The sequence below is a fragment of the Enterococcus camelliae genome (assembly GCF_042685105.1).
Taxonomy (GTDB): Bacteria; Bacillota; Bacilli; order Lactobacillales; family Enterococcaceae; genus Enterococcus_G; species Enterococcus_G camelliae.
In genome coordinates this window covers 100,642-117,494 of sequence record NZ_JBHUMO010000013.1, presented here as the reverse complement: position 1 = coordinate 117,494, position 16,853 = coordinate 100,642, and the positions used below count along the sequence as shown (strand labels likewise).

Here is a 16,853-nt window from a genome sequence, read left to right as displayed (position 1 = left end):
GAGTGCCCTTTTTTACACCCAAAGGGTGAAAAAAATAATTTGCAAAAACTGTTCAAGCAGAAGGGTTTACAAGGGTTACTGTTAAATACTGTGGATTATTCAGGATCTATTATTATTTCAAATGTTTTTTTAGAAATATAATGATCTTTTTAATCAATGAATAATAAATAATCTCCATATTGCCGTCTTACGGAAATATGGAGATTATTTATTTATATATTGCATAAAGAGGAAGCCATGTTAACATTAAAAATTTAGGGGTTGAATAAGTTAATTGTAAGTGAAATAAGCTTAATTGGATGCAATATAATTTGATTTTAATGATAGACAAGTCTTTAGAAGCACTCTTTTCTTTTTTGTTTTAAGCGTCTTTACTATAAAAGAAAGGAGGCTTTTTTGTCAATTAAAGCTTTGAATAAAAAATATTTTATTTATTATAACACGGTTTGTAGGCAATTAAGGAAACGTAGAAACCAATGGGAATAGTGGGTATGGATAAAATTTGTAAACGCTACTAACAATTATTGTAAATTGTGAAACCGCATTCTTTGTCGTAATCTGATGTTGTACCATAAAAAGTTTGGAGGAGATTTGAGAATGAAAGAAAAACTGCATGAGGTTAAGAAGCATCTTTTAACAGGAACATCGCATATGATTCCGTTCATTGTTGCTGGAGGAATTATTTTTTCACTTGCTGTTATGATGAATAGTACCCCTTCTACACCAACTGAGGGTTGGCTTGCTGGCTTAGCTCAAATTGGTCTAGGAGGTTTGTCATTATTTGTTCCGGTTTTAGGTGGATATATTGCTTATTCTATTGCTGATAAACCTGGCTTGGCTCCTGGGATGATTGGGGCTTACTTAGCAGGACAAGTCGGCGCTGGCTTTTTAGGAGGAATACTGGCCGGCTTTTTAGCAGGTATTATTGTATTTCAATTAAAACGGATTAAATTGCCGATTTCATTGAAATCTTTAGGTTCAATTTTCTTATATCCTTTAGTGGGTACTTTACTTACAGGTGCCATTATTGTTTGGGGAATTGGTACACCAATTGCTGCTGTAATGACTGGACTTACTTCTTGGCTTAATTCAATGGGAGAAGCAGGAAAAATTCCATTGGGTGCCATTTTAGGTGGAATGACAGCATTTGATATGGGAGGACCAGTAAACAAAGTTGCTACTTTATTTGCTCAAACTCAAGTTGATACGGTTCCATGGTTAATGGGTGGAGTGGGTGTTGCAATTTGTGTTCCACCTATTGGATTAGGATTAGCCACTTTCTTAAGTCCAAAGAAATATAATACCGAAGAGAAAGAAGCTGGTAAAGCTGCAATTTTAATGGGATGTGTAGGTATCACAGAAGGTGCTATTCCGTTTGCGGCAAATGATCCTTTGCGAGTAATTCCATCAATCGTAGTTGGCGGCATTATTGGTAATGTATCTGCATTCTTAATGGGTGTTATAAACCATGCTCCTTGGGGGGGCATTATTGTTTTACCAGTAGTCGAAGGTAGAATTGGCTATGTTGTATCTATCCTAATAGGTGCATTTGCAACGGCTTTATTGGTTAATGCTTTAAAGAAAGAAAATGTTGATGATTTAGAAAATAATTTAACTTCTGATATAGATGAAGTTGTGGAAATTGAATTGGAGAATCTTTAACATGAAAAAAAATGTTGTTTGCTTTTTAAGTTTAACCATTTTGCTAGGAGGAATGCTTTTCGAAGTTCCTGCTACAGTTTTTGCCTATTTCTATTATACAGATAATGAAAAAGTGGATATTGGTTACTTTACTATTAAAAAAAACAGCATGCAGACTACACCGGCAATAATTGATAAGCAGACTACCAAGCTGCAAGAAAGAACGAAAAATGATGAAAATAATTTATCGGGAAGTGCTACAAACAAACAAAATACATCGAATGACTCAAACAAAATAACCTCGAGCAAGGACGTAAGTACAGGTCAAGAAACTTTGGAAACAACTAGTGAATTAACTAGTGAGACTGCAACAACAACTACGAATCAAGAAAATGAGAGCGGGCAATAAAGAATTTGAAGAAAGGGGAGAGCGAAGTTGGCAAGCACTAAGTTCTATAGCATCATGAAAAAATTTTTTGAAATAATTGGTAACGTTTGCTTCTATCTAGTTTTGAGCATGCTAGTTTTAAGTGCTCTCTCTGGAAAGCTAAGAAATTCGAATTTCGAAATGCCGATACAAATCAGATCTGTTGTTAGTGGAAGTATGGAACCTTCAATCCTCATAGGTAGTATTGTCATCTCAGTGAATGAGAATATAAAAAAAATAAACGTGAATGATATTGTTTCATACAAAGCTACGAATGGAGAAGTTGTCACTCATCGAGTACTTAAAAAAAAGATAGGGGACAATCACTTGTATCTTATTACGAAAGGTGATGCAAATAATGTTTCTGATCAAGACAGAGTAAATGAAAAAAAATTATTGGGAAAAGTTGTATTAACAATTCCATTGTTAGGGTATATGTTCCTTTTTTTGCAAACACCTTCTGGATTGATTAGTGCTTCATTAATAGTTGTGGGCTTGACAATTTTTATTAGAATCAGAAAAAAAGATGAATAGGAGAATTAAAATGAAAAAATTATTCACGACAAAGAAGAAAATTTTTATGGTGTGTTTGGCATTTTTATTGACAACCATTGGTATTAGTTACGCCTGGTTTACAGCAAAAGTAAATGTGGAGCAGACAATTAAGATGGGTAGTTTGAATATTTCTGCAAATTTTACACCTTTATCAGATGACGAAGTGATTGGTTATGAGCCTGGCGGAAATGCTGAGGTGACGGGAGTTATTTCTAACACCGGCTCACTACCTACTTTTGTAAAAATTGTTAATGATTCAAAAATTAAATTTAAATATGATGGAGACGGAAATGCGATTAGTTCTGAAAATCAAACTTTTGAAGATATGGATCCTAATGCTATCCAAATGAGCTTTACGCCGACTAGTGGAAAATATGATGATATTGAAGGTGCATATTGGTTTGAAGATGGGGCAAAAAATAAATATGTTTTATTAGATTCAGGTGCCAGTGTTCATGTAACAGTAAACGCTGATTTTGATGGACCATCGATGGATAACCGATACCAAGAATCAGAAATTAAAGTTGGAAGCCAACTTTCAGCAACTCAAGTAATGGAAGGCGCGATGAAAGATGTTTTAAATGTTCAATTAGATGAACTTGTTGGCATGTCAGATTCAACAACTCGATCAGCCAGAAGTTATGCCGCTGTAAATAATCGTGCTATGCAAAGACTCAATGAAATATTGGAAAAAAATAGCAAAAGTAAGTAGTTATATCGGAAAGTGGGGATAACGAAAATGAAGAAAACGAAAATGGCTTTGCTAGCAATGATTTTGATAAGTGGGAGTACCTTGTTTACTTTGAAAGCAAATGCAGAAGTAATTGATAAAAAAGTGTTGTTTCATAATTCTTTTGAAGACACCGAGACTAAAAACTTTTTAAATACTACCAAAAGCACCAAAGGTTCGAAAAGTATGTCAAATACCATTTCACAACTATTGACTGGAAATGTCACAAACTTAGTAGACACTGCAACTATTCAAGGTAGTAGTGATAATGGTGAGAAGGAAAGCAAAGGGAAAATATTTGATAACGATTTAGGTACTAAGTGGTTATCAAGAGATTCACTGCCTGTATGGGTATCATTTTCTTTGAAACAAGAAAAAATCATAAATAGTTATAGTATTACTTCTGGCGATGATGCTAGTGGTCGTGATCCAAAAAATTGGGAATTTTATGGTAGCTCAGATGGAAAAAATTGGGTTTTGTTAGATACACAGTCCAATCAAACCTGGTCAGGAAGACTTCAGGAGAAGAATTTTAATTTTAAAAATGATGTGGCTTATAAATACTTTAAACTGAATATTACACAAAATAATGGTGATAATATGACTCAGTTTTCAGAGTTTGATATTGCAACAGGAAATGCAGCAGATGATTCTAGTTCTAATAACGATAAATTAGAGATTATGAGTAGCATAGTATCTAATGGTCCAAGTACTTCAATTAATCAGCAAAAAAATGTTGGTTGGACAGGGAAAAAAGCTTTAAAAATTGAAGGAGAGCAGACTATAGCTGGGGAAAGTTATTCTTATAATGACATTTTTGATGTTAATATTCCAGTAGAAAAGAATACACATTTGTCATATGTTGTCTTTCCAGATCAAAAAGGTGAATATGATTACAGTTATATGTCTATGCATGTAGCTATAGATTTACAATTTACAGATGGAACTTATTTAAGTGATTTAGCTCCTTTAGATCAAAATGGAAATACGCTAACACCTGAAAATCAAGGAAAATCAAGGACATTATTGTATCAGCAGTGGAACAAAATAAGTTCAGACATTGGGAAATATGCAAACGGTAAAACGATTGATAAAATCGTTGTTGGTTTCCATGATAGCGACCAAAATGCTCAAAAGGCATTTGCAGCATATTTTGATGATATTGAAATATCAAATTATACCGTCAAAAAAAATGATCGAAAATCCGATTATGTTAACATTTTAAGAGGAACCAATGATTCACCTAGTTTTTCAAGAGGATTAACTGCACCCGCTGTAACTACTCCACATGGGTTTAATTTTTGGGCACCAGTAACAAATTCAGATAATAATAAATTATACGATTATCAGCAAAACAATGGAGAAAAATTCCAGCATATGACAGTCAGTCATGAGCCTTCTTATTGGGTGGGAGATCGTGGAACATGGCAATTTATGGTCAATTCTTCAATTGATGCTGATAGTGTTAGTGATGGTTCTCAAATAAGTACGGATAAAGTCGCATCAGAATTTAGTCATGATAATGAAACAGCTAAAGCACACTTATACAAGGTTGATTTTGCTGATGATAGTCCTGCCGAAGGAACTAGCTTAGCCCTGACACCAAGCGAACATGGATCAATCACCCAATTTACATTTAATGATAAAGCGAAGAAGCATAATGTCATTTTTGATAGCGTTCGAGCAAATGGTCAAATAACAATAGACCCTGCAACTAATTCATTCTCAGGCTATACTGATCATACAAGTAATGGTATGACAAGAATGTATGTATATGGAACATTTGATCAAACAATCCAAACGAACAAGGTTGTAAATGGAAAACAAGCAATCGTTAGCTTTGGTTCGGATGTAAAAAATGTTGAGATGAAAGTAGCGACTTCATTTATCAGTGCGGATCAGGCTAAAAAAAATCATGCGCTCGAATTAGCTGATACAAACTTCAAAGATTTAAAAGAAGTGACACAAACAACTTGGGATAAACAACTCGATGCAATTGATGTAGAAGGAGCAACTGAAAATCAATTAACAACTCTTTATTCAAGCATGTATCGCTTACTAGCTTATCCAAATAAATATTCAGAAAATACAGGAACAAATGAAAAACCAGTTTGGAAATATTCTAGTCCATATTCAGGTAAAGAAACGGATGGAATATTGTATAGTAATAATGGTTTTTGGGATACTTATCGTACAGCTTGGTCAGCGTATTCAATTTTATCACCAAAAAAATATGAAGAAATGTTGAATGGTTTAGTGCAACATTATGATGACAATACTTGGGTTCCAAGATGGATAGCTCCAGGTGGAACAAATAGTATGGTTGGGACAAGCTCAGATATCATCTTTGCTGATGCAATTTCAAAAAATACAAATTTTGATCAAGAAAATGCATACCTTTCAGCGGTAAAAAATGCTTCAGTTGTTTCTCAAAATCTAACAGGTGGCGGAAGAAATCAATTGAATATCTCTAATTTCATTGGTTATGTTCCTTATGATAAAGATAGTCATGGATTTTCTTGGTCGATGGAAGGCTATATTAATGATTATGGTATCGCTAGAATGGCAGAGAAACTAGGACACACTGACGAAGCAGCTTATTTCTATAATCGTGCATTAAACTATCAACTTTTATTTGACAAAAAAGATACGGCGGCAAATAGCTGGTTTAAAGGGAAAACAACTAATGGTGAGTGGAGTTGGTCAGACAGCAATTTTGATCCTACGAGTTGGGCACATGATTATACAGAAACGAATGCCTACAATATGTCTGTTTCAGTTCCGTTTGATGGTCAGGGACTAGTCAACCTTTATGGAAGTCGAGAAGCTTTAGCAGAAAAAATTGATAGTATCCTGACAACTCCGGGTGAATGGACTGGTGGAAATATTCATGAAATGTATGAAGCTAGGGAAGTTAAACTAGGACAGTATGGACATAGTAACCAACCTTCCCATCATATTCTGTATATGTATAATTATGCCGGCCAACCTTGGAAGACACAAAAGTATGTTCGGGATATTTTAAAACGAGCATATGTAGGAAGTGACTTTGGTCAAGGATATATTGGAGATGAAGATAACGGAGAAATGTCAGCATGGTATATTCTTTCATCTTTAGGTATTTATCCATTAAATGTAGGAAGTAATGAATATGCAATCGGCTCGCCATTATTCACGAAGGCAACTGTTCACCTTGAAAACGGTAAGGATTTGACAATTAGCGCACCGAACAATTCAGATAAAAATATTTATGTTCAAAATGTCAAAGTTAATGGGAAATCGCAAACAAAAAATACATTAACTCATGAACAGTTAATGAATGGTGGAACAATTGAATTTGATATGGGGAGTGAACCAAATAAAGAATGGGGTTCTGGTGAGGAAGATGTGCCTACATCTTTAACAAAAGATAAAAATCAAAAAGTTAAATCAGATATGTTACAATCAAATGTTACGAAAACGGATAGTGATAAAGCAACATTTAAAGATTTAATGATTACTGATATCAGTGATGCGAATAAACTAGTTGATAATAATTCTGATACTGAGACAGTTATAAATAATCAATCTGTTGTGTATAAGTTTAAGAAAGTTCAAACTCCTACAATTTATACCATTACTTCAGGAAAAAATTCAGATGGTCAAACATTTGATAACATAACTCTTTCTGGTTCTTCAGATGGTAAGAATTGGGAAACAGTAGATAGTCGAGATAACGTATCATTTAAATGGAGTCAATATACAAAACCATTTGCAATTTCTGAAGATCGTCAACAAGCCTACCGTTATTTCAAGATTGATTTTAAAGGAAAAGGAAACATTAGTGAGTTTGAATTATTAGGGAATGCTGATACGACTGTAACGAAGGCTGATTTAGAAAGTGCAATCGCTATTGCAGAAAAAGAAGATCAATCTGGCTTTGATGAATCATTTAAGACAAATTATACCCAGGTTATCACGCAAGCGAAAGATATTGTAGCTAACCCTGAAAGTCAAGAGTCTGATTATCAAAAAGGTATTCAACTTATTGATGATATTTTATATGCGATTAATAATCGGAGAGATGCATATAAAAAAATTGAAGCTGAAACATATGATAGTGGGAATGTTCTAAATGATGGTCAGAATATTGGTGGTGTAAAAGTTGGCTTTAATGCTGGCTACAGGGCAGTCGACTTCAGTAATCATTCACCAAATTACTTTGAGATTCGCTATGCTGGACAAGGAAAGGATACATGCGATGATGCGACGGTTGAAGTTTATGCAGATTCGTTAGATACGAATCCAATCTTTAGCATTGCGACACCTCCAACTGCACAAGAAGGTTGGTCAACGTATAAAACAACTAGTATACAGTTAACCGATGAGCAAAGTAAGCAACTATCTGGGGTTAAAAATATTTACCTTAAATTTGTTGGAACAGGTAAGTCATATGTTTGTAACGTCGACTGGTTCCGTTTTGCTACGAAGATAAATGTTACAACTTCTGCTAACGAAGGAGGAACAGTCTCTCCAACCGGAACGAATACACTTGAGTATGGCGATGCTATTCAATATTCATTGGCACCACTAGATGGCTATTATCCAGCTTATGTGGAGGTCAATGGGGAGAAACAAGAGTTATCTAAAGAAGCGAACTCTTTTAAAATTGAAAAATTATTAAAAGATATGAAAGTTCAATTTTATTTTGAAAAGAATGCTGAAACGGACATTCCAGTTGATAAAGTAACAATTAATACATCAGCAATTACCATCATGAAAAAAGGAAATACATTGCAACTTAAGGCTACAGTAACTCCAGAAAACGCTACAAACAAGCAAATCGTATGGGAAAGTCAAAATAGTAGTATAGCAACAGTTGATGAAAACGGACTGATTACTGCAGTTAAAGCAGGAATTACCAAAGTTACAGCAATCTCTACAAATGGAGTAAAAACGAGTTTTACGTTAAGAGTGTCACAGTAAGGTTTCACTTGAAAAGATGATGGCATGTTTTAAGTGGGTACAATAAAAAGCATGCCATCGTTATGAAAAAAATTAAGAAAGGAAGGACTATCGTACGATAAAAAGAAATGAAAAAGGTGAGTTTAATTGTTAACTGAGCGAATGCTAAAAACATTATATTTTTTAGATAAAGAAAATGAGGCAACGCTTCGCAAGATTTCTAATGAATTAAATATAAATGAACGATATATTCGATATGATATAGAAAAAATTAATGATTTTTTTTCTTTAAAAAAATTACCATTGATAAGAAGAACAACTGATGGAAAGTATTTTTTAGAACAGTTCGATTTTTCAAGCATTCAGGATAGAAAAAATTTTTTAATGTCTAAAGATGATCGAATAGAGCTTTTATTATTTATTTTATTGATACATTCCAAACTATTAAACTTAAATCATTTAGCAGCGAAGATGCAGGTATCTCGTTCTACGCTAAAAAATGACTTAAAAGCAGTTGATGAAATACTGTTAAATCATGATTTAACACTAACTTATAAAAATGGGTATAGAGTTGAAGGAAACATCAATCAAATAGTAAAACTACTTTTTCAAACAATGAAATGCTATGACAGTCTGTTCGTATCTTCTGTGAATACACAGTCCAATTTTGAAAATTTGGTACGAGAAGTCTTCTCTAAATCTTATGATGGTATTGATATTAAAAAAGTTGTAAGCGTTATAAGAGAGAATTTAAAAAGAAATGAAGTCATGTTATCAGATGATTCTTTTGGCTGGTACTTTACAAATGTTATGATTGTGATTTGGAGTAAGCTCCATGAAAAAGATGTTCAATTTGAATCACCTAAACAAGGAAATAAACATCTTTCAAAAATTCATACGAATGAGTTCATTGAGGAGATTGAAAGTGTTACAAAGCTTAATTTTACAAATAATCAAAAAGAATACATGAGTTACTTACTAAATTATACAAGTTCATATTCAGTAGCTGACTCAGATTTAACAATTCAGATCGAAACAATTACATTTGAATTGATCGATAAAATGAGTAAAAAAATGGGTATTGATTTTAATGATGATGCTGATTTAGCTAAAGGACTAATTTTACACATGGCACCCCTTATTCGTCGTATTAGGGATAACATCAATATAACTGAAGATGTCATGAATATTCTAACCACAAGAGATTTGGAAGTATATGAAATTGTATCACAGGTTATTAAAGATATTGATATTTTAAAATATCTGAAGAGTGATGCGGAATTAACATATATTACGATTCATTTTGTAGCTAGCATTCGTCGCATAAGAGATGTAATACCCAAAAGAATTTTACTTGTATGCGGATATGGTTATGGTACTTCCACAATGTTAAAGGAAACATTAATCAATGATTTTCATATAAAAGTAGTTGAGGTATTACCAATATATCTACTAGAAATATATCGCGATTGGTCTTGTATTGATTTTATTATTTCGACTACAGAATTAGGGATGCATCCAGTTGGCAGACCAGTTATAGTTGTTAATCCAATTATGAGCGAGAAAGATGTAAATTGCATTATAGCAAATGGTATCACACGGAAGAAAATACTATCTCATTATTATAGCCTGAATAAAAGCTTAGAATTTCTTCATGATAAAAAAAGGGCGCGTGTTCTTGAGATTATCCGAAATGAATTTGGGTACCCTAAATTAGAAAAACGCGAAGTCATTGCCAAGTTTTCAGATATGATAGTTGACAATGGTATCTCGTTTATTGACGGTAGTGAATCTTGGACAGATGTTGTTCAATTGGCTTGTCATACTCTTTACAATTCTGGCAATATTGATGAATTATATTGTGAAGAAATTTTTGAAGGTATCAGAAAAATGGGATATTACTCAGTATCGGATGAACACTTTGCGTTGTTTCATGGTAAACCTTCTAAACATATCTATCAAAGCGGTATCAGTATAGTAATTAGTCGGAAACAAATACGTTTTGGGGAAAAGAAAGTAAATATAGTATTCTGTCTTGCGAGTAAAGATAGTCAAGAACAAATTCCAGCACTTATTTCTTTAGTTAGAATGGCCAAGAGTACCTCATTAATTGAGGAACTAAAACGAACACGCTCATCTAAAGAAGCAATGGAAGTCATCTTAGAAAATGAAAGGAAGATAGGATAGATGAAATCAATTATTGACAAAAATTGTATCCAATTGGATATGAAAGAAAAAAGTAAAAATATGGTTATAAAAAAAATGGCTCAATGTTTTGTTGATACGAATCGAGTTAGTGATTTAGATAGTTTTATTCAAAATGTATATGAAAGAGAGCAAACGGAACCAACAAGTATTGGAAATGGTATAGGGATGCCTCATGGGAAAACAGATAGTGTTGAAACACCGTCTGTTAGCATTGCTCGTTTATCAGAACCGATTATTTGGAACGAGGAAACAGCAGAAGAAGTAACATTGCTGATCATGATTGCAGTACCTAAAGAAGATAGTAGTAATCATCTAAAAATAATTTCCCAATTGGCTAGAAACCTGATGCATGAGGAATTTGTCAATAGTTTTCGACAAGGCGATCAAACAACTATATTTAATTTGATGAATAATATTCTAAATTAAGAGAGAAGAGAGTGCAAAATAATGAAAATAGTTGGCGTTACAGCATGCCCATCAGGGGTTGCTCACACATATATGGCTGCAGAAGCATTAAAATTAGCTGGTGAAAAACACGGCGTAGAGATTTTAATAGAAACACAGGGCGGTGCGGGAGTAGAAAATAAATTGAGTGATAAAGATATCAGTGAAGCGGTTTGTGTAATTTTAAGTAATGATATCGATATTAAAGGTCAAGAGCGTTTTAAAGGAAAACCTTGTTTAAGAAAAGGAGTTTCGTCACTTATTAAGCAATCTGATGCGATAGTAAAAGCTCTTAAATTGAAATTTGAAAATTAATGGTTCAATGGAGGTGAGGAAAAAGATGAAAGAAAAAATATTATTTCTTTGTTTCAGCTTTTGTTCACTGTTATTCCTAGTTGTTCCAACCGTAAGGGCTGAAGATGCTGTTATTAACTTAACAGATGCTCCATCAGAAATAGAGGTGAAAGCCATCCCATCCTCCGTAGCGAATGCTTACCCAGGGATGAAATGGAAAAGTGATACAATTGTTATCAATAATCAAAGCAAAAAATCTAGCTTTCAAATATCTATTGTGAATCAGGATTCATTTTTAAGAAAAGATATTTTTCTAGGAAAAGTTCTGTTTGAATCTCAAAAAGGGAGAAAAATATATACACTATTTGAAATATCTAAAGGGTTAGAGGTATATTTAAAGCAAGGAGAAACAGCTCAATTAACACCTTATTTTGAGCTCTCTGGTAAAAATATGGATAATGGTTTTCAAAATACGAAAAAAATGAATCGTTTTCAATTTATTATTAAATCAAATGATAACCAACCAAATCAAGATAAACACGAAGAAATCCATCAAGAAGAAGAAGGTATCAATGACGCACAAAGAAATCAAACTAAATTACCTAATTTGGGTGAGAATGATGAGTATACTTTAGTTGGTGTTATTCTTTTATTAGTAAGCTTTCTTTTAATAAATTTGCATTTTTCAAAGAGAGATAGAAAGATAGATAAATAAAATATTATAGTAAATATTGATGTTTTTGGTCATTGATCAAGTATCTGTTAATTAGCAATCTTATTTATCACAAAGAAGGACAACTTATAAATTTACAGACCTTTTGAACAAAATGGTTACGTTTTGATAGTAAAGTATAAAGTAAGGATAAGGATTCTTTGGATTGAATCTTGTGACTTTATAAATGGGAGTGTCAATATACTTGATTTGGGAAGAAAAAACCACTACTATTTTGGGAAGTAATATAGACAATGATTAAGTTGACTTGTTTTACTTCTGAGAAGCTCTGAAATGTTGGCGATGGGTCATGCCTGAAAAAAACTACGTTATATAAAAAAAGGCACTCCTTTCCAAAAAATTGAGAAAGGAGTGCCTTTTTGATATCTCAGTGCCTTTTATAATCAATATTTTAAAACATGCCCAAACAAATACATTCCCTATTTATACATGGCTAAGTTGCAGGGGATTTCTCGTTTTTATTCTCCTTTCAAATACCGCCATAGTGTTGTACGACTAATTCCTAGCTGCTCGGCTGTTTTTGTCTGGTTTCCGTCATTTTGATTCAAGACTTGTTGGATTATGGTCTTTATATAATCTAAAAGCGTGGGATGCTGATTGAAATTAACCGGTTGCTCTGTTCCTTTGCTTGATTGCATAGCTTGAAAATGGTAAAGCAATCGTTCTTTATTTAGTAGCTCTATAACTTGGTACTCGCTAATATAATGACTTGACGAATGGATAACTAATTCTTTGATTACATTTTGCAATTGGTTAAAATTCCCTGGCCAGTCAAATGAGAGCAGTGTTTGACGTGCACCAGGATCAAATCCTAAGACTTCTTTATTCGTCTCAATATTAAGCTTATTAACTAGAAGAGTTGTTAAAATATTCAGTTCATTTTTTCGTTCTCGAACGGAGGGAGCGTAAATAGTTGCGCTATGCAATTCATTGGTAAGCATATCTAAATTTTTAATGTTCTCACTATTTGTATCAAACGTGAATAAGAGTGTGTTGTGATTTACTACGTTTGTCATTTCAATATAAGAAAGCAGTGTTTTTATGCCTTTTAAATCCAATTGTTCAATATTTACAAATAAAAGAGTATTGTGAGTATCTACAAAAGGGCCGTTGGTCGCATTGACCAGATATTTCCAAGTCTTGTCAGTGATAAGGTTGCAGTCAATGGTAATGAAATAATTCGTATGTTTCTTTTGGTTTAGGTACAACTGATAAGCAATATTTTTTTTTGCTGTTCCTTTTTCTCCAAAAATAATATACGAGGAATAGAGATCACTCATCTTTTTCAACTGATTCTTAATGTTCTCAGGAATAAATTGTGGAAAAATCATTTTTGTATTTAGTCTATCTAAAACATCATTTTTTTTCTGGTAAATGACATCTATTCTCTTTTGGATAGCTGACGACGTATGTTCTCTCATCTCACACAGATAGAATTTTTTTTGGTTGACAAGATAGCTTACTATTTTTAGTGTATAGAATTTTTTTTGTTCAACTGAGTAATACTGATGAGTAGATTTAATATCCTGTTTTGATTTGAGACTATGCAAAATGACTTGAACCTGGTTACTAGGGACACTTGAAAAATGTAAGCGGAATTGTTGATCAAAAATGAATATTGGCAACTTTTGAGCATGAATTCCTTCTTCAAGAATCATACGTTGTTCTTTCAATTCATCCAATTGGGTAATGATACTAATAGCTTCATCATATGCGTGACGAATGCTTTCGAATCCCGAAGTAATCAAGAGTGTATTGATTGATTTTGTTAAAGCAATACGGTTAGTAATGGCATCACAAAGAATTAGTTCGTTTCCCTTTTCAACCAAAGTATCTAAAACATCTGCAGCATCTGATTCACTTGAAATTGTGTGAATTTCTATATCATAGTTGAGTAGCTCACAAAGAAGATGCGCATTTTCAGTAATCGTGGGGTATCCTACTATAGCAAAGAGAGTTGTATAACTTTCTGCTAATCGAATGGCACGAAGAATGTCATAGACAGAAAGTGAGACATCAATAACGGGTAGTGTGACAGCTTTTCGAATCAACTTTGCAGTTCCTCCTCGTGAAATGATAGCATCGAAGCCATCCGGGGAAAGTTGAGTTGCTAACTGTTGTCCTTCGACCAAATCAGCAGTGTAGATAGTGGTGTCAACATTTTTGTATTGACTCGCGATTGTATGCATCGAATGATTTAATTCTTCATAGGGAGCGATTCCTAATATTTTTATTCTTTTTTCCATCTATAGGTCTCCTTATATAAATGTTCCATATATGAACAATTTTAACATACAAAAATGAAAAACAGTAAAATAAAACAATTTTGTTTCATAAAGAAACGAAATTGTTTTATTTTTTTATGTAATCGGTTCAATTTCACTATTATAATCAAAACATGAAGTACGAGGTGGTGATTAAATGTTGAAGTTATTAGTGATTGCGGATGATTTTACTGGAGCATTAGACACAGGAGTTCAATTTTCAAATCAAGGAATAAAAACGACTGTTTCAACGAATACACAGCTTTTTTATGAAAATATCCCGCAGAATGCTGAAGTATTAGTTTTAAATACTGAAAGTCGCCATCTTTCATTTGATCAGGCATACAACAGAATAAAGCAAATTATTGAAGAAGCCAATAAATTGGGAATTGCTTATATTTACAAAAAAGTTGATTCCGCTTTAAGAGGAAATGTTAGCGCGGAAGTTAAAGCTATATTGGATGCATGTGATCAAGATATTATTCCGTTTCTTCCTGCATATCCGGAGATAAATCGAATATTGCTTAATGGCAACTTGTATATTGATGATTTATTGGTTACGGAAAGCGTGTTTGCTAGAGATCCTTATGAACCGGTAACAGAAAGTAATGTATTGAAGAGGCTTTTTTTAGAGGCGGGAGTTGAGGCAACATTAATACGGGAGAATCAAATATTAAATGAAGGAGAGGGTATCTATATCTTCGATTCACAAACAAATGAAATGATGATAGCGCAAGCCGAAATGCTAAAACAAAAAAACTTACTTGGGATATCAATCGGATGTGCTGGATTCGCAAAAGTATTGGCAAATCAATTGTTTCCCAATTCAGCTAAAGAAAATCATTTTTTGAAAAAACCAGTTGTTGTCGTTTGTGGAAGTGTTAATCCGATTACTAAGAAACAAATAGAGTATGCAGAAAAGCGTTATGTTCCGCGCATCTCATTAGATGCTACGCAATTATTGAAATTTGAGTATTGGGAAAGCAATCAAGGACAAACAGAAATTAAAGAGTACTTGACGCTCATGGAAGACAATGACTTGGTCATTTTCGAAACACTTAGTAAGAAAACGACAAAAGATATCAAAATTTTTGGTCAAAAAAATCACCTGTCAACAGAGGAGTGTCGTATAAAGATTGGCGAATCGCTTGGAAATTTAACCAAAAAATTGTGGCATAGACATGAAGAAAACACCTTTTTATTTACCGGAGGCGATACACTTTATCAATCTATGAATGTGTTGGGCGTGACGGAGATTCAGCCAATTACTGAAATCTATCCAGGAGTGGTTTTATCTACAATAAAGTGGCAAGGAACTAACCGAAATGTTGTAACAAAATCGGGTGGATTTGGTTCAGAAAAGTTATTCATCGAATTAAGCACAAATAAAGAGAAAAATAAAGGAGGAAATTGATATGTTAACTGATTATAGTTTGAAAATGCCAAAGAATATCCATGCTGGGGAACATGCATTGGAACAACTCGAAGAAATTCTTAGTGATGATATTCAAAAAATTGTTATTTTTACTGATAAAGGTTTGCTTAAGTTGGGCTTGGTAGACGTGCCCATTAAAATTATTGAAGAAAAGGGAATCAATTATACAATTCTTTCTGATATTCCTGCTGAACCCAATTATCATCAGGCACAAACCATGATAGATGAGTTCAAAAAAGAAAAGGCAGATTTTATCATTGCAGTTGGTGGAGGATCAGTAATGGATGTTGCTAAATTGGCTTCTATTTTGGCAACTGATGAGTATACAGTCAAAGATTTATTAGAAAATCCGCTACTTGCAAAGAAACAAGTCACAAGCTTAATGATTCCTTCTACAGCTGGAACTGGAGCAGAAGCAACACCAAACGCAATCGTTGGTGTTCCGGAAAAAGACTTAAAAATTGGGATTGTTAATTCTGAAATGATTGCAGATTTTGTACTTTTAGATGGACGGATGACAAAAGATTTGCCCAAACCAATTGCTGCTTCAACTGGAGTTGATGCTTTATGCCATGCTATCGAATGCTTTACCTCGGCTAAAGCAAATCCAATTAGTAATACGTTCGCTTTAGAAGCTTTGGATTTAATCATGAATAATATTATTGAAGCTTGTACTAATCCGGATGCATTGGATGCGAAGCGAAAAATGCTATTGGGTTCATTCTACGCAGGAATTGCAATTACAGCGTCAGGTACTACGGCCGTCCATGCTCTTTCTTATCCGCTTGGTGGAAAATATCATATTGCTCATGGCGTATCTAATGCCATTTTATTAACTCCTGTCATGAAATTCAATGAACCAGTGATCAAAGATTTATTAGCAGTTGCTTATGATCGAGTAGTGAAAGATGGGGACAAGGAATTATCTGTTGATAAGAAATCAACATATATGATTAATCAATTAGAAATAATTGTTAAAGTTCTTGAAATTCCAACTAGTTTAAAAACATTCAATGTCCCTGAGGAAGACTTGGATGGATTGGTCGCTGCAGGTATGGAAGTTACTCGTCTATTAGTGAATAATAAGCGTGAAGTAACACCAGAAGATGCCCGAAACATCTATTTACAAATTATGTAGTTTCAATGAAAGGAGCGTTCGAAAGTGAGAAAAATTATTG

At 33.5% G+C, this 16,853-nt stretch carries 12 protein-coding genes; 11 read left to right on the top strand and 1 reads right to left on the bottom strand.

The genetic code is table 11. The features are described from left to right. Nucleotides 1-597: 597 nt before the first annotated feature. The 9 genes from ACFSR0_RS02885 to ACFSR0_RS02845 all read left to right on the top strand — a co-directional run bounded on the left by ACFSR0_RS02885 (nt 598) and on the right by ACFSR0_RS02845 (nt 11,958). The gene (locus tag ACFSR0_RS02885; protein WP_379979728.1) at nt 598-1,662 is read left to right on the top strand and encodes a PTS fructose transporter subunit EIIC; all 1,065 of its coding nucleotides are present in this window, start codon (nt 598-600) and stop codon (nt 1,660-1,662) included. A gap of 1 nt (nt 1,663) precedes the next feature. Next, complete coding sequence (locus ACFSR0_RS02880; protein WP_379979726.1) at nt 1,664-2,050, top strand: hypothetical protein; 387 nt, start codon at nt 1,664-1,666, stop codon at nt 2,048-2,050. 27 nt (nt 2,051-2,077) lie between these two features. After that, nucleotides 2,078-2,602, top strand: coding sequence for a signal peptidase I (locus tag ACFSR0_RS02875; protein ID WP_379979724.1), 525 nt, complete (start codon nt 2,078-2,080; stop codon nt 2,600-2,602). Nucleotides 2,603-2,612: 10 nt separating this feature from the next. Next, on the top strand, nt 2,613-3,335 hold the full coding sequence (locus tag ACFSR0_RS02870; protein WP_379979722.1) for a hypothetical protein: 723 nt from the start codon (nt 2,613-2,615) through the stop codon (nt 3,333-3,335). A 27-nt stretch (nt 3,336-3,362) separates the two neighbouring features. After that, nucleotides 3,363-8,318, top strand: a complete 4,956-nt coding sequence (locus tag ACFSR0_RS02865) for a GH92 family glycosyl hydrolase (protein ID WP_379979720.1) — start codon at nt 3,363-3,365, stop codon at nt 8,316-8,318. Between the two features lie 126 nt (nt 8,319-8,444). Next, nucleotides 8,445-10,484 (top strand): BglG family transcription antiterminator, encoded by a 2,040-nt coding sequence (locus ACFSR0_RS02860; RefSeq protein WP_379979718.1) that lies wholly within the window; start codon nt 8,445-8,447, stop codon nt 10,482-10,484. Further along, nucleotides 10,485-10,931 (top strand): PTS sugar transporter subunit IIA, encoded by a 447-nt coding sequence (locus ACFSR0_RS02855; RefSeq protein ID WP_379979716.1) that lies wholly within the window; start codon nt 10,485-10,487, stop codon nt 10,929-10,931. Between the two features lie 21 nt (nt 10,932-10,952). After that, complete coding sequence (locus ACFSR0_RS02850; RefSeq protein ID WP_105195105.1) at nt 10,953-11,264, top strand: PTS fructose transporter subunit IIB; 312 nt, start codon at nt 10,953-10,955, stop codon at nt 11,262-11,264. 25 nt (nt 11,265-11,289) lie between these two features. Continuing rightward, nucleotides 11,290-11,958, top strand: a complete 669-nt coding sequence (locus ACFSR0_RS02845; RefSeq protein WP_105195106.1) for a hypothetical protein — start codon at nt 11,290-11,292, stop codon at nt 11,956-11,958. Between the two features lie 476 nt (nt 11,959-12,434). Here ACFSR0_RS02845 and ACFSR0_RS02840 read toward each other — a convergent pair whose 3' ends face one another. After that, nucleotides 12,435-14,222 carry a sigma-54-dependent Fis family transcriptional regulator gene (locus ACFSR0_RS02840; RefSeq protein WP_379979712.1) on the bottom strand — a complete coding sequence of 596 codons (1,788 nt, stop codon included), beginning with the start codon at nt 14,220-14,222 and terminating at the stop codon, nt 12,435-12,437. A gap of 175 nt (nt 14,223-14,397) precedes the next feature. Here ACFSR0_RS02840 and ACFSR0_RS02835 point away from each other — a divergent pair, with 175 nt between their 5' ends. Together ACFSR0_RS02835 and ACFSR0_RS02830 are read left to right on the top strand one after the other, a co-directional pair. Further along, nucleotides 14,398-15,654: a four-carbon acid sugar kinase family protein gene (locus ACFSR0_RS02835; RefSeq protein WP_379979708.1), complete on the top strand. Its 1,257-nt coding sequence runs from the start codon at nt 14,398-14,400 to the stop codon at nt 15,652-15,654. A gap of 1 nt (nt 15,655) precedes the next feature. Further along, nucleotides 15,656-16,813 carry an iron-containing alcohol dehydrogenase gene (locus ACFSR0_RS02830; protein WP_379979706.1) on the top strand — a complete coding sequence of 386 codons (1,158 nt, stop codon included), beginning with the start codon at nt 15,656-15,658 and terminating at the stop codon, nt 16,811-16,813. Nucleotides 16,814-16,853 lie beyond the last annotated feature (40 nt).